Source organism: Variovorax sp. GW821-FHT09D05 (assembly GCF_059416325.1).
Window position 1 is genome coordinate 145,745 of the sequence record NZ_JBWKOZ010000007.1, and the last position, 13,017, is coordinate 158,761.

Annotated in this window: 13 protein-coding genes; 5 read left to right on the top strand and 8 right to left on the bottom strand. The window is 69.8% G+C overall.

What is annotated here, in order from left to right; genetic code table 11:
- Window positions 1–31: 31 nt before the first annotated feature.
- From AC07O3_RS20095 to AC07O3_RS20115, 5 genes are read left to right on the top strand one after another with little or no spacing between them, the layout of a single operon-like run.
- Window positions 32–673 (top strand): glutathione S-transferase family protein, encoded by a 642-nt coding sequence (locus tag AC07O3_RS20095; protein ID WP_495340160.1) that lies wholly within the window; start codon window positions 32–34, stop codon window positions 671–673.
- 5 nt (window positions 674–678) lie between these two features.
- Window positions 679–1,602: a PhzF family phenazine biosynthesis protein gene (locus tag AC07O3_RS20100; RefSeq protein WP_176928856.1), complete on the top strand. Its 924-nt coding sequence runs from the start codon at window positions 679–681 to the stop codon at window positions 1,600–1,602.
- A 21-nt stretch (window positions 1,603–1,623) separates the two neighbouring features.
- Window positions 1,624–2,316, top strand: a complete 693-nt coding sequence (locus AC07O3_RS20105; protein WP_495340161.1) for a VOC family protein — start codon at window positions 1,624–1,626, stop codon at window positions 2,314–2,316.
- 7 nt (window positions 2,317–2,323) lie between these two features.
- The gene (locus AC07O3_RS20110) at window positions 2,324–2,956 is read left to right on the top strand and encodes a LysE family translocator (protein WP_093178298.1); all 633 of its coding nucleotides are present in this window, start codon (window positions 2,324–2,326) and stop codon (window positions 2,954–2,956) included.
- A gap of 9 nt (window positions 2,957–2,965) precedes the next feature.
- Window positions 2,966–3,937: a threonine dehydratase gene (locus AC07O3_RS20115; RefSeq protein WP_495340162.1), complete on the top strand. Its 972-nt coding sequence runs from the start codon at window positions 2,966–2,968 to the stop codon at window positions 3,935–3,937.
- An 11-nt stretch (window positions 3,938–3,948) separates the two neighbouring features.
- Here AC07O3_RS20115 and AC07O3_RS20120 read toward each other — a convergent pair whose 3' ends face one another.
- The 8 genes from AC07O3_RS20120 to AC07O3_RS20155 all read right to left on the bottom strand — a co-directional run bounded on the left by AC07O3_RS20120 (window position 3,949) and on the right by AC07O3_RS20155 (window position 12,923).
- Window positions 3,949–5,565 carry a phospholipase D family protein gene (locus AC07O3_RS20120; protein WP_495340163.1) on the bottom strand — a complete coding sequence of 539 codons (1,617 nt, stop codon included), beginning with the start codon at window positions 5,563–5,565 and terminating at the stop codon, window positions 3,949–3,951.
- An 11-nt stretch (window positions 5,566–5,576) separates the two neighbouring features.
- The gene (locus AC07O3_RS20125; RefSeq protein ID WP_495340164.1) at window positions 5,577–7,805 is read right to left on the bottom strand and encodes a molybdopterin cofactor-binding domain-containing protein; all 2,229 of its coding nucleotides are present in this window, start codon (window positions 7,803–7,805) and stop codon (window positions 5,577–5,579) included.
- A 14-nt stretch (window positions 7,806–7,819) separates the two neighbouring features.
- Window positions 7,820–8,806 (bottom strand): FAD binding domain-containing protein, encoded by a 987-nt coding sequence (locus AC07O3_RS20130; protein WP_495340165.1) that lies wholly within the window; start codon window positions 8,804–8,806, stop codon window positions 7,820–7,822.
- Window positions 8,803–9,447, bottom strand: coding sequence for an aldehyde dehydrogenase iron-sulfur subunit PaoA (paoA, locus tag AC07O3_RS20135; RefSeq protein WP_495340166.1), 645 nt, complete (start codon window positions 9,445–9,447; stop codon window positions 8,803–8,805). Before paoA ends, AC07O3_RS20130 begins: the two co-directional genes overlap by 4 nt.
- A 25-nt stretch (window positions 9,448–9,472) precedes the next feature.
- Window positions 9,473–9,820, bottom strand: coding sequence for a DUF4148 domain-containing protein (locus AC07O3_RS20140; RefSeq protein ID WP_258351390.1), 348 nt, complete (start codon window positions 9,818–9,820; stop codon window positions 9,473–9,475).
- Between the two features lie 112 nt (window positions 9,821–9,932).
- Complete coding sequence (locus AC07O3_RS20145) at window positions 9,933–11,327, bottom strand: sensor histidine kinase (protein ID WP_097200252.1); 1,395 nt, start codon at window positions 11,325–11,327, stop codon at window positions 9,933–9,935.
- 8 nt (window positions 11,328–11,335) lie between these two features.
- The gene (locus AC07O3_RS20150; protein ID WP_093057238.1) at window positions 11,336–11,995 is read right to left on the bottom strand and encodes a response regulator; all 660 of its coding nucleotides are present in this window, start codon (window positions 11,993–11,995) and stop codon (window positions 11,336–11,338) included.
- Window positions 11,996–12,080: 85 nt separating this feature from the next.
- Window positions 12,081–12,923, bottom strand: coding sequence for a creatininase family protein (locus AC07O3_RS20155; protein WP_495340167.1), 843 nt, complete (start codon window positions 12,921–12,923; stop codon window positions 12,081–12,083).
- Window positions 12,924–13,017: the final 94 nt, after the last annotated feature.

Below are 13,017 nucleotides of genomic sequence, written 5' to 3' on the forward strand. Positions count from 1 at the left end.
GCAGCAAAGAAAAGATAGAAAGAAACCGACCATGCTCAACATCTGGGGCCGCATCAGTTCGATCAACGTCCGCAAGGTGGTGTGGTGCGCGCAGGAGCTCGGGCTCGACTTCCAGCGCACCGAGGCCGGCGGCAAGTTCGGCGTGGTGCAGACGCCCGAATACCTTGCGCTCAATCCGAATGCGATGGTGCCCACCATCGACGACGGCGAGGGCGCCGAGCGCGTGACGCTCTGGGAGTCGAACGTGATCGTGCGCTACCTCTGCGCGAAGCATTCGCACGGCAACTTCTACCCAAGCGAGCTGCCCGCGCGCTTCGACGCCGAGCGCTGGATGGACTGGCAGCAGACCACGCTCAACCGCACGAGCCGCGACGCCTTCATCCAGTGGGTGCGCACGCCGCCGTCGGAACGCCAGAGCGTGCTCATCGAGGCGTCCGTCCGCGACAGCGAAGCGCTGTTCTCGATGCTCGACGCGCATCTTGCGAGCCAGCCGTACATGGCCGGCCAGCGCTTCACCATGGCCGACATCCCGGTCGGCTGCGAGGCGCACCGCTGGTTCAACCTGCCGGCTGCCGAATACCGCAGGCCGAACTGGCCGAACGTCGAACGCTGGTATTCAGAGTTGCTTTCCCGCCCGGGCACGCGCGGCGTGCTCGACCTTCCCCTCGAATGAACCCGATGAAATCCCGCCCCTTCAAGCAAGTCGACGTCTTCACCGCCACCGCCTATTACGGCAATCCGCTCGCGGTGGTGATCGATGGCCAGGACCTCGACGACGCCGCCATGCAGCGCTTCGCGCAATGGACCAACCTGTCCGAAACCACCTTCCTGCTGCCGCCCACCGATCCGGCCGCCGACTATCGCGTGCGCATCTTCACTCCCGGCGGCGAGCTGCCCTTTGCCGGCCACCCGACCATCGGCAGCTGCCATGCGTGGCTGCAGGCCGGCGGCAAGCCCAAGGCTGCAGGCCTGGTGGTGCAGCAATGCGGCGCCGGCCTCGTGCCCCTGCGGCGCGACGGCGAGCGCCTGGCCTTCGCCGCGCCGCCCCTGAAGCGCAGCGCCCCGAGCCCCGCGCTGCTGGCCAAGGTGGCCGGCGCGCTGGGCCTGAAGGCGCAGCAGGTCATCGCGGCGCAGGTGCTCGACAACGGGCCGGTCTGGTTCGGCCTGCTGGTCAACGACGCCGACGCCGTGCTGGCGCTGCAGCCCGATCACCGCGCCCTGAAGGAGCTGGGCGTGAAGGCCGGCGTGGCGGGCGTGCCCGCGGCGCACGACACCGCGCTGCTCATCGGCCGCTCGAACCGCGAGGCGCGCGCCTTCGGCAACCGGCCCGCGACCCCGAACGAAGACGGCGCGAAAATCGACCTCGAGGTGCGCGCCTTCGCCGAGCCCATCGGCGTGCAGGAAGACCCGGTCACCGGCAGCCTCAACGCCAGCCTGGCCGAATGGCTGATCGCCGACGGCCACATGCCCGAGCGCTACCTTGCCGCGCAGGGCCAGTGCCTGGGACGCGCGGGCCGCGTCTACATCGAGCGCGATGCCGAAGGAAAGATCTGGGTCGGCGGCGACGCCGTGACCTGCGTCGACGGCCACGTCACGCTGTAAGCGCAACGCCCGAGGCCCGCCATGCACGCGCAACTCGACCACCTCGTGATTGCCGCCGTCTCGCTCGCCGAGGGCGTGGCCTGGTGCGAGGCAACGCTCGGCGTCACGCCGGCACCGGGCGGCTCGCATCCGCTGATGGGCACGCACAACCGCCTGCTGAACATCGCAAGCGACGCCTTCCCCGCAGCCTACGCGGAAATCATCGCGATAGAGCCGGGCAAGCAACCCTCGCGCCCCAAGACGCACCGCTGGTTCGACCTCGACGACGCCGCGCTGCAGGCCGGGCTCGCACAGCATGGCCCGAAGCTGATTCATTTCGTCGCCCGCGTGCCCGACGCGCATGCGGCAACGCGAGCGCTCGCACATGAAGAGCACGCGCACATCGACCGCGGCCAGTTGCTCGAAGCCTCGCGCGACACGCCCGCCGGCCGGCTCGAATGGCAGATCACCGTGCGCGACGACGGCCAGCGGCTGTTCTATGGCGCACTGCCCACGCTCATTCAATGGGGCCCCGTGCACCCCACCGACGCCATGCCGAACTCTGGCCTCGCCATGCGCTCGCTGCGCGCCGTGCACCCGCGCGCGCCCACGCTGGTCGCCGCGCTGTCGGCCATCGGCATGACCGGCATGGAGGTCGATGCCGGCCCGCCCAATCTCATCGCCGTGCTCGACACGCCGCGCGGCCCCGTCACGCTCGAATCGCAAGGACTCTGACCCGATCATGCTGAGCCTCACCGAAATCGCCTGGTTCGCCCTCGCCTCGCTGCTGCTGGCGCTCACGCCGGGGCCGAACATGATCTATTGCGTCTCGCGCACGCTGGTGCAGGGTCGACGCGCGGGGCTCATCTCGCTGGGCGGCGTGCTGCTGGCGTTCCTGGCGCACCTGTTCGCCGCGGCGCTCGGGCTCACCGCGCTGCTGCTGGCCGTGCCACTGGCCTTCGACGCGATCCGCATCGCCGGCGCGGCCTACCTGCTGTGGCTCGCGTGGCAGGCGGTCAGGCCCGGCGGCAATGCACCCTTCGAAGCGCGCGCACTGCCGGCCGATCCGCCGGGCAAGCTGTTTCGCATGGGCTTTCTCACGAACCTGCTGAACCCGAAGGTGGCGATGTTCTACCTCTCGTTCTTTCCGCAGTTCATCCACCCCGAGCGCGGCTCGGTGCTGCTGCAGAGCATGCAACTGGGCATCGCGCAGATGGCGACCAGCGCCGTGGTCAACACGGTGATGATCGTCGGCGCCGCCAGCATCACGGCCGTGCTGTCGCAAAGCGCGGGCTGGCTGCGTGCGCAGCGCTACATCATGGGCAGCGTGCTGGCCGCGCTGGCCGTTCGCGTGGCACTCACCGAACGCAAGTAAGGACATCCCGTGAAGTTCACCCGCGAAGAAATCGAAGCCGCGCAGCGCACCGTGCATGCGGCCATGCCGCCCACGCCGCAGTACGCCTGGCCGCTGCTTTCGCATCGCCTGGGCGCCACCGTATGGGCCAAGCACGAGAACCACACGCCAGCTGGCGCCTTCAAGATCCGCGGCGGCCTGACCTACTTCGAAACCCTGGCGCGCGAGCAGCCCGGAGTGCGCCATGCCATCAGCGCCACGCGCGGAAACCACGGCCAGTCGGTCGGCTTCGCCACGCGGCGCCACGGGCTGGCAGCGACCATCGTGGTGCCGCACGGCAATTCGACCGAGAAGAACGCCGCGATGCGCGCGCTCGGCGTCACGCTGGTCGAGCATGGCGACGACTTCCAGGCGGCCTCCGAGCATGCGGCCGTGCTGGCCGAACGCGACGGCCTGCACCGCGTGCCTTCGTTCCACCGCGAACTGGTGCGCGGTGTTTCGACTGCGTATGTGGAGTTCTTCGACGCATTGAAAGACGCGCCGCCGGACGTGCTGTTCGTGCCCATCGGCCTGGGCTCCGGCTTTGCCGCCGCGGCTGCAGCACGCGCGCATTGCGGCGTGTCGACCAAGCTCATCGGCGTGGTGTCGGCGCACGCCACGGCGTATCGCGATTCCTTTCGCGCAGGCAAGCCCGTCGAGTCGCCCGTCACCACGCGGCTGGCCGACGGCATGGCCTGCCGCGTCCCGGTGCCCGAATCGGTCGAAGTGATCCTGCGCGAAGCCGACGACGTTGTCACCGTCACCGATGACGAGATCGCCGAGGCCATGCGCATCCTTTTCAGCGACACGCACAACGTGGCCGAAGGCGCCGGCGCAGCCGCACTGGCGGCCGCGCTCCAGCAGCAGGAGCGCTGGCGCGGCAAGACGGTGGGCGTGTGCGTGAGCGGGGGCAATGTCGATACCGGCATGTTCGCCGGCGTGCTCGGGCGCAACGCGTCTTAGCGCCCTCTTCCCTACAGCATCGACTCGGGAATCACGAGCGACTGCAGATAGAGCTTCGCGCGCGTCGCCAGGTCGGCGCCGGGCTCCTCGTCGGTCACCTTGACCGGCTGGTCGCCGTCCACTCGCCACCATTCCAGCTCGCTGTCGCTGCCCGGCTTGAGGCGCACCTGGAAGGCCGAGTGCTGCATGAGTTCGCCGAAGAAGGCGCGCGCCTCCTCGGCCAGCGCGGGGCAATCGATGCGCAGGCCGAACTCGGTGTTCAGCGCGTCCGAGCGCGGGTCCATGTTGACCGAGCCCAGGAAGAGGGTCTTCCTGTCGATCACGAGCGCCTTGGTGTGCAGCCGCACCTGCGTGCCTGCGCCGATGCTGCCGACGAACAGCGCCCGGCCCGCGTTCGGGTGGATCTCGTAGATCTGCATGCCGTCGCCCAGCAGCCGGGCGCGGTAGCGGCGATAGCCGGTGTGGACTACCGGCTCGTCGGTCGCGGCCAGCGAGTTGGTGATGAGCGTCTGGCGAATGCCCCGCGCCGCATTGCGGCGCATGCCGTCGAGTGCCACCGGACCCGGCACGAAGTACGGCGACGACGTGATGATTTCAACCTGCGCCTGTTGCGCCGCCTCGCCCAGCAGCCGGCGGCTGGTGTCGATGAGCGCACCGCTCGGCAGGCGCTGCGTCTCCGCCTGGCCCCAGGCCTTGGCCGGCGAATCGGCAAAGGCCTGCGCCGTGCCGAACGCAAGCTTCACACGGCCCGCCCCCAGTTCGTCGCCGAGGGTGACGCGGCCCAAGGGATCGACGGTGCGGAACGGCACCGGCTCGGGCGTGTCGGCGCCATCCACCCGTGCATCGAAGTCCCGGCGCGCGGCTTCGGCGTCGCCCGACGGGCGCAGCACCGACGCTGCGGTGCGCACCTGCGGCGCATTCCAGTACTCGTCGAAGATGCTCGCCATCTGCGGCAGCACTGCGCCCGCTACCAGCACGTCGTAGTCGAAGAAGTTGTCGTCGGTGTCGCGCATGAAGTAGACGTCGCCGAGGTTGCGTCCGCCGGCCACGGCCAGCACGCCGTCCGCCACGAACAGCTTGTTGTGCATGCGGCGGTTGACGCGGGCAAAGTCGAACAGGGCGAAGCCGAAGCGGGTGGCCATGCCGCCGCGCGTGGGAAAGGGATTGAAGATGCGCACTTCCACGTTCGGATAGGCGCCCAGGCCCTCGAGCAAGGGGCCGATGTCTTCCGTGTACAGATCGTCCACGAGCAGCCGCACGCGCACGCCGCGCTGGGCCGCGTTGCGCAGCTCCCGCAGCACCAGCCGGCCGGTCGCGTCGTCGTGCAGGTGGTAGTACTGCAGGTCGAGCGAGCGTTGCGCGCCGCGCAGCAGCACAAGACGCGTGTCCATGCTGGCAAGGCCCAGCATCAGGCGAAGGCCGCTGGCTCCGGGCTCTGCCCCCTCCATCGACGCGGTGGCGATCCGGTCGAGCGGCGTGGCGGGGCCCTGCACGGGCAGCGAGGTGCTGGCGGTGCGCGGCCCTTCGTCGGGAAGCGTTGCGCATCCGGCGAGCGACAGGGCAACGCAGGCTGCAGCGGCCAGCAGGAGCTTGCGAGTCAGTGCGACAAAAGAGGCTGCGGCGGGCATGGCGGTGCCATTCAAGCACGCATCGGCAGCCCGGGCAGCAGTTTGTCGAGCGTGATCGGGTAGTTCCGCACGCGCACGCCGGTGGCGTTGTAGATCGCGTTCGCCACCGCTGCGCCCGAGCCGCAAGTACCGAGCTCACCGATGCCCTTCGACTTGATCGGGCTCGCGAGATCGTCGGCGTCCTGCAGGTAGATGGCGTCGATGTCCGGAATGTCGGCGTGCACCGGCACCAGGTACTCGGCCATGTCGTGGTTGACGAAGTAGCCGTGATGCACGTCGACCACTGCCTCTTCCGTGAGCGCCGCGCCCACGCCGAACACCATGCCGCCGATGGCCTGGCTGCGCGCGGTCTTCATGTTGAGGATGCGGCCCGCCGCGAACACGCCGAGCATGCGGCGCACGCGCGTCTCGCCGGTGTCGATGTCCACGCCCACCTCGCAGAAGTGGGCGCCGAACGCGGCCTGCGCATAGCGGCGGTGCAGATCGCCGGGCTCGACGTTGCCGAGCACGCTCAGGCCTTCCGCGCCGGCCAGTTCGCCGAGCTCGTGCGAGCGGCGCCCAAGGGCGATGCGGCCGCGCTCGAAGCGCGCCTTCTGCGCGTCGAAGCCGGCACGCTCGGCGAGCAGGCGGCACAGCTGCTGGCAGCCATCGAACACCGAGGCACCGGCGCTCGACGCGCCTATCGAGGCGATCGACCCCGCGCCCATGGGAAACGCGGTGTCGCCCAGCCGCACGCCGATGCGGTCCATCGGAATGCCCGTCATCTCGGCCGCGATCTGCGCCAGCACGGTGTAGGTGCCGGTGCCGATGTCGGTCATCGATGTCTCGATCAGCAGCCGGCCCTGCGCGTCGAGGCTCAGCTTCGCGCTCGACGGCCGCACCGAGTGGTGGTGAATGGCGCTGGCCACGCCCATGCCGACCAGCCAGCGGCCGTCGCGCACCCGCCCCGGCACAGTGCTTCTCTTCGCCCAGCCGAAACGCTGTGCGCCTTCTCGCAGGCATTCGACCAGCTTGCGCCCCGAGTAGGGGCGCGACGGCCCGCGCTCGGGGTCATGCTGGCTGTCGTTGAGGATGCGCAGCTGCACCGGGTCGATGCGCAGCTTCTCGGCGAGTTCGTCGAGCGCCACCTCGAAGGCCAGCTGGCCGCTGGCGGTAGCCGGTGCGCGCATGGCCGCGGCCTCGGGCAGGTCGAGCGCGGCCAGGCGATGCGCCGTCATGCGGTTGGGGGCGGCATAGAGCAGGCGCGTCTGGCGCGATGCGCCCTCGTAGTAGTTGCGGCCCGGCAGGTTGCTGGTCCAGGTCTCGTGGCCGATGGCGGTGAGCCGGCCGTCGGGCGTGGCGCCGAGCCGCACGCGCTGGATGGTCGCGGCGCGGCGCGTCGTGTGATTGAGCAACTGCTCGCGCGCCAGCGCCGTCTTCACCGGTCGGCGCAGTTCGCGCGCCGCGAAGGCCGAGAGCACCGCGTCCGCATGCGTGCGCAGCTTGGAGCCGAAGCCGCCGCCGACGAAGGCCGAGACCACGCGCACCTGCGCGACTGGCACGTCCAGCATGGCGGCCACGTCGCCTGCGGCCCAGTTCGGCATCTGGTGCGAGGTGTAGATCGTGAGCCGGTCGCCGTCCCAGCGCGCGGTGGTGGCCTGCGGCTCCATCATCGCGGGATGCTGGTCGGGCGTGGTGTAGTTCTGGTCGAGCGTGACGGGCGCGGTGTCGAATGCGCCCTGGAAGTCGCCCACCGCCGTGTCGGCCGCGCTCTCGCTGCCGGCGCTCGGGTCGTCGCCGGGCTTGGGGGCGCTCGCCTGCGCGGCCGCAAGATCGAAGCGGCCCGCGCTGCGCTCGTAGTCGATGCGGATCATGAACGCGGCCGCGCGCGCCTGCTCGAAGGTCTGCGCCACCACGAAGGCCACTGCCTGGCCGTGCTGCTGAACTTCCGGCCCCGAAAGCTGCGAAACCACGTTGGCACGCCCCTTCGGCACCATGCGCGGAACGTTGGCGTAGGTGTAGACCAGCAGCACGCCCGGCGCGCGCTGCGCCTCGGCGGTGTCGATGCGCGTGATGCGGCCCTTGGCGATGCCGGCGAGCACGACCCAGCCGTAGACGGCACCGGGTACTTCGTCGTGGCACTCGTAGCTGTAGTGCGCTCGGCCGCTGACCTTGAGCGGCCCGTCGATGCGGTCGAGCGGGCGGCCCAGCACGCGTTCGCGGTCCAGGGCGCTCGGCCCTGCGGCTTCGGTGAATTGCATGGTGCCTGCTCCCTTCAGGTTGTTTCGATCGCCTGCGCCAGCGTGGCGTGCAGGGTGCGGCGCAGCAGCGGAATCTTGAAATCGTTGTGCCCGTGGCCGCGCGCATCGGCGAGCAACAGGTCGGCAACCGCATCGCGCGCCTGCGCGCCGCCGTCGGTGCCTATCAGTCGCCGCTCGGCTTCCTCGTTGCGCCACGGCTTCGCGGCCAGGCCGCCGAAGGCCAGGCGCGCGGCGGTCACGGTGCGGCCCTCGCGCACCACCACGGCCGCGACCGAGACCAGCGCGAAGGCATAAGACGCGCGGTCGCGCACCTTGCGGTAGAGCTGCACGCCGCCGAGCGGCGCGGGCAGGGTCACGCCGGTGATCAGCTCATCCGGTGCCAGCACGGTCTCGACCTCCGGCGTGGTGCCCGGCAGGCGATGCAGTTCGGTGATGGGGATACGGCGCACGGCACCGCTGGCCGACACGGTTTCCACCTGCGCATCGAGCGCGCGCAGCGCCACCGCCATGTCGGACGAATGCACCGAAATGCACTGCGCGCTCGCGCCGAGGATCGCGTGGATGCGGTTGAACCCCTCCATGGCTGCACAGCCGCTGCCCGGCGTGCGCTTGTTGCATGGCTTGGTCGTGTCGTAGAAATAGAAGCAGCGCGTGCGCTGCAGCAGGTTGCCGGCGGTGGTCGCCTTGTTGCGCAACTGCGCGCTGGCGCCGGACAGCAAGGCGCGCGACAGCAGCGGATGGCCGCGACGCACGCGCGCATCGGCGGCGAGGTCGCTGTTGCGCACCAGCGCGCCGATCTTCAGCCCGCCGTCGGGCAGGGCTTCGATGCGGTCGAGCCCCAGGCGATTGACGTCGATCAGGTGCGTGGGCTGCTCGATGTCGAGCTTCATCAGGTCCAGCAGGTTGGTGCCGCCCGCGATGAAGCGCGCGCCCGGATGCTGCTGCATCGACAGCGCCGCGGCGGCTGGCGTGGCGGCGCGTTCGAAGGTGAAGGCCCTCATGTCGCAACTCCCGCCACTTCGCGGATGGCCGCGATGATGTTCGGATAGCCCGCGCAGCGACAGATGTTGCCGCTCATGCGCTCGCGCATTTCCTCGCTGCTGAAGACCGTTGGCGCCGAGAGGTCGTGCGTGACATGGCTCGGCATGCCGCCGCGCATCTCGCCGAGCATGCCGACCGCCGAACAGATCTGGCCCGGCGTGCAGTAGCCGCACTGGTAGCCGTCGTGCTTGACGAAGGCGGCCTGCATCGGGTGCAGCTTCTTCGGCTCGCCCAGGCCCTCGATGGTCGTCACCTGGTCGCCCTCGTGCAGCATCGCCAGCGTGAGGCAGCTGTTGATGCGCCGCCCGTTGACCAGCACCGTGCAGGCGCCGCACTGGCCGTGGTCGCAGCCCTTCTTGGAACCCGTGAGGTGCAGCCGCTCGCGCAGCAGGTCGAGCAGCGTGACGCGCGGGTCGATGGAGAGGGCGTGCAGTTGGCCGTTGATGCGCAAGCTCACATCCGTTGTCGGGCCCTGCGCGGCGGCGTCATGCGCCACCGGCTCGGCATCCACCGCCAGCGGTAACGCGGCAGCCGCCACACCGGCCGCGCCGGTCACCAGCACCGTGCGGCGGGTGTAGCCGTCTGGGGTTTCGGGATTCATCGTGGGTTCCCCCGGTGTTTTTGCTTCAGAGTCGGCTGTCGTTCACAGCGCTTGCGGCAGACCGCGCGGGCGGCATCGTGGAGATGACGACGCTGTTGACGCGCGAGCCGCTGGTCACGTTCTGGTCGGGCGCATTGGCGGCCGCCACCGCGACCTGGCGCATGGCCTCGCGCGAGACGGTGGAGGTGAAGGGATCGGGCCCGCGCGAGCCGCGCGTCACGTTCTGGTCGGGGGCGTGGGCCGTGGCCACGGCCTGGGCCGCCACGTCGTCGCGCGCGAGCAGGCCAGGGCCCTGGTGCACGCCGTCGTAGCTCTCTGCATGGGCCGCACCGGCCAGGGTCAGGATGGCCAGGAGGCCGAGGGTCTTTCGCATGTGAACTCCTTTTGAAGACTGGGTTGGCGCCTTGCGGCGCGACCGCTTTCGCGGCTGGAGTCACTGTAGGAAGCCCGCTTTATGCGACCTTTAAGCGAGAGTTACCTGAGCGTTAAGCCGCGCGGCCCACCCCGTGATCGCGCAGGTGGACCCGCGCCTGCAGCCCCGCAGGCCGGCCCTGCGCGTCATGGCGGTTGGCCAGCACGATGCGCAGGCCGTTGCGCAGCGCGGCCATGCGCGCAATGGCCAGGCCCAGGCCACTGCCTTCGGTCGGGTTGCCCGGCACCCGGAAGAAGCGGTCGAAGGCGCGGTCGATCAGCTCGGGCGGAATGCCCGGCCCGTTGTCCAGCACATCGACTACCGGCCGCCCTTCCACCTCGTGCAGTCGCACGTCGACCACCCCGCCCTCGGGCGAATGGCGCAACGCGTTGTCGATCAGGTTGTCGAAGACGCTGCGCAGCTCGGCCGGGGGCGCGGTCACCGTCGCGGAGGTCTCGCCCTCGAAGCCGATGTCGATGCGGCGGCGGTCGGCCACGACCATCAGCTGGGCCACGCTGTCGCGCAGCACCGAGGCCACGTCGAGCGACTCCGGCGCCTCGGGCTCGGTGCTGCTTTCCTGGCGCGACAGGCGCAGCAGCTGCTCGATCAGGTGCTGGGCACGCGTCACGCCGCCCTTCAGGTGCGTGTAGTGCTCGGCGATGCTCTCGGCCGGCACTTCGGCGCGCATGTTGTCGAGTTGCAGGCCGATGGCGGCGATGGGTGTGCGCAGCTCGTGCGCGGCGTCCTGCACGAAGCGGCGCTGCGCGGCAAAGGCCTGGCGAAGCCGCCCGAGCAGGCTGTTGAAGGCTTCCACCAGCGGCGCGATCTCGTCGGGCACGCGCGACACCGACAGCTCCGAGAGGCTGCGCTCGTCCTGCGCCGCGACGTCGAGCACCACGCTGCGCAGCTTGCGCGACGAGGCCCACACCACCAGCCACAGCACGGCCAGCGACAGGGGCAGCAGCAGCGCGATGGGCGCCGTCGAAGACAGCGCGCGCTTGGCCACCAGCCGGCGCACGAAGCCGCCGTTCTGGATCACCTGCACCTGGAAGCGGTCGGCGTCGGCCACCGGCGCCGTGGAATAGATGCGCCAAACACCGTCGTCGCCGGAGCCCATGCGCACGGTGCTCAGCCCCTCCGCCGGCTGGCGGGCCACGGCCAGCGCGGGCCATGAACTGACCAGCAGTTCGCCCCGCCCGTTCCAGATCTGGATGACGAAGGCGCCGCGACCGAAGATGCTGCGTTCGTCCGCCGGCCTGAGTTCGGGCACTGCCACGTTGCTGGCGTAGGAGTCGGCCAGCATCTGCATCTGGTCGTCCTTGAAGGTGACGATGAGCCTGTCGTAGCTGGCATAGGTGAACCACGCGACGCCGGCCGCCGCGAGAAGATGCACCACCACCAGCCACATCAGCAGCCTGTTGCGCAGCGAACTCGGCGAGTACCAGGGCCGGCCTGGCGCGGCGGTCATTGGAGAACTCATGAATCCACCACGCGCCAGCCCAGGCCGCGCACGTTGCGGATGGTGTCGGCACCGAGCTTGCGCCGCATGTTGTGGATGATCACGTCGACCGCGTTGCTCATCACCTCCTCGCCCCATCCGTAGATGCGGTTCTCGAGTTGCTCGCGCGACAGGATCGCGCCCGGCCGCTCGAGCATGGCGTGCATCAGCGCGAACTCGCGGGCCGAGAGCGTTTCGCGCGTGCCCTGGTAAAGCACCTCGCGCGTGGTGAGGTCGAGCTGCACCTTGCCGCTGCCGATGATGGAGTTGGAGGCGCCGTGGCGGCGGCGCACCACCGCACGCATGCGCGCCAGCAGTTCGGGCAACTCGAAGGGTTTGAGCAGGTAGTCGTCGGCGCCGAGGTCGAGCCCCTCCACGCGCTGGCCGAGGCCGTCGCGCGCGGTGAGGATGAGGATCGGCGTGTCGTTCTTGAGGCCGCGCGCGTGGCGCAGCACCTCGATGCCGTCCATTCCGGGCAGGCCCAGGTCCAGCAGCACGCAGGTGTAGTCGCCATCGGCCAGTGCGCTGCGCGCGAGCAGGCCGTCGCGCACCCAGTCCACCGCCCAGCCCGATCTCTCGAGGCCGCGCAGCAGGCTCTTCCCGATCATTTCGTCGTCTTCGACAAGCAGCACGCGCACGCCGTCTCCCGTTGTTTGGTTGGTGCGCCGCGAAGGTAGCGCAGAACCGTTAGGTCAACGTTAACGCCACGGGGGCGCCATCAACTCAAGGCAGTGGGCCGGTGTTTGCCGTGCCCAGCGGCAGCCGCGACACCTCTGCCAGCAGCAGCGCCAGTTGCCTCGCCGCCGCATCGATCACCGCCTGGCCATGCTCCGCCGTGGCGGCAGCCGCGTTGCCGGCGGCACCGTGGGCGTTGTAGTCCTCCATGGCCCAGCCGAGCTTGGCGCTCCTGCCGTTGCCCAGGATGGCGTAGTCGGCCGCGCGCTGCTCGGAAGTGGAGCGAAAGTCTTGCGCCTCGCCCATGCGCACGAGTTGCGGCGTCAGCGCCAGCATCATCGAAGTCTCGATCTCGCCCGCGTGCACGCCGAAGCGGTGCTCCTGCGCACTGAACTGCGCGCCCGCGTCGCCCAGCGGCAGGTTGAACCAGCTCACGCTGTAGACGATGAGCCCGTGCGCCGCGCGCAGCTCGCGCGCCACGATGTCCATCGCGCCCACATGGCCGCCGTGTGCATTGAACAGCACCAGCTTCTTCACGCCCGCGCGTGCCACGCCCGCGCCGATCTCGTTCCACAGGCGGATCAAAGTCTCGGCCGACAGCGTGAGCGTGCCCGCGAAGCGCGCGTGCTCGGGGCTCAGGCCGATCTGCTGGGTCGGCAAGAAGAGCACCGGCAGTTCGACCGGCAGCAGGGGCAGCGACGCGGCGACGATGCCGTCTGCCAGCACCGTGTCCACGCCCAGCGGCAAGTGCGGGCCGTGCTGCTCGGTCGCGCCCAGCGGCAGCACCGCGACGGTGGTTGCCGCATCGAGCGACGCGAAGTCGCGCGTGGTGAGGCGGGACCAGAAGCGGGGAAGTAGCGAAGGCGAAGGGGCCTGGGTAGCAGCGTTCATCGCGCGATCTTAGGCCGGTCGCGAGCCGGCATCGATGGCTTCCGGACCACAAAAGTAAACGACAGGGACGCCAAAAACGCGAATCTGTTCACAC

Bases quoted from the DNA above. Each gene is read 5' to 3' on its own strand.
- AC07O3_RS20140 (WP_258351390.1), bottom strand. From the start codon at position 9,820: ATGCGAAAGACCCTCGGCCTCCTGGCCATCCTGACCCTGGCCGGTGCG.
- AC07O3_RS20155 (WP_495340167.1), bottom strand. From the start codon at position 12,923: ATGAACGCTGCTACCCAGGCCCCTTCGCCTTCGCTACTTCCCCGCTTC.
- AC07O3_RS20105 (WP_495340161.1), top strand. From the start codon at position 1,624: ATGCACGCGCAACTCGACCACCTCGTGATTGCCGCCGTCTCGCTCGCC.
- AC07O3_RS20125 (WP_495340164.1), bottom strand. From the start codon at position 7,805: ATGCAATTCACCGAAGCCGCAGGGCCGAGCGCCCTGGACCGCGAACGC.
- AC07O3_RS20110 (WP_093178298.1), top strand. From the start codon at position 2,324: ATGCTGAGCCTCACCGAAATCGCCTGGTTCGCCCTCGCCTCGCTGCTG.
- AC07O3_RS20120 (WP_495340163.1), bottom strand. From the start codon at position 5,565: ATGCCCGCCGCAGCCTCTTTTGTCGCACTGACTCGCAAGCTCCTGCTG.
- AC07O3_RS20145 (WP_097200252.1), bottom strand. From the start codon at position 11,327: ATGACCGCCGCGCCAGGCCGGCCCTGGTACTCGCCGAGTTCGCTGCGC.
- AC07O3_RS20095 (WP_495340160.1), top strand. From the start codon at position 32: ATGCTCAACATCTGGGGCCGCATCAGTTCGATCAACGTCCGCAAGGTG.
- AC07O3_RS20130 (WP_495340165.1), bottom strand. From the start codon at position 8,806: ATGAGGGCCTTCACCTTCGAACGCGCCGCCACGCCAGCCGCCGCGGCG.
- paoA (WP_495340166.1), bottom strand. From the start codon at position 9,447: ATGAATCCCGAAACCCCAGACGGCTACACCCGCCGCACGGTGCTGGTG.
- AC07O3_RS20100 (WP_176928856.1), top strand. From the start codon at position 679: ATGAAATCCCGCCCCTTCAAGCAAGTCGACGTCTTCACCGCCACCGCC.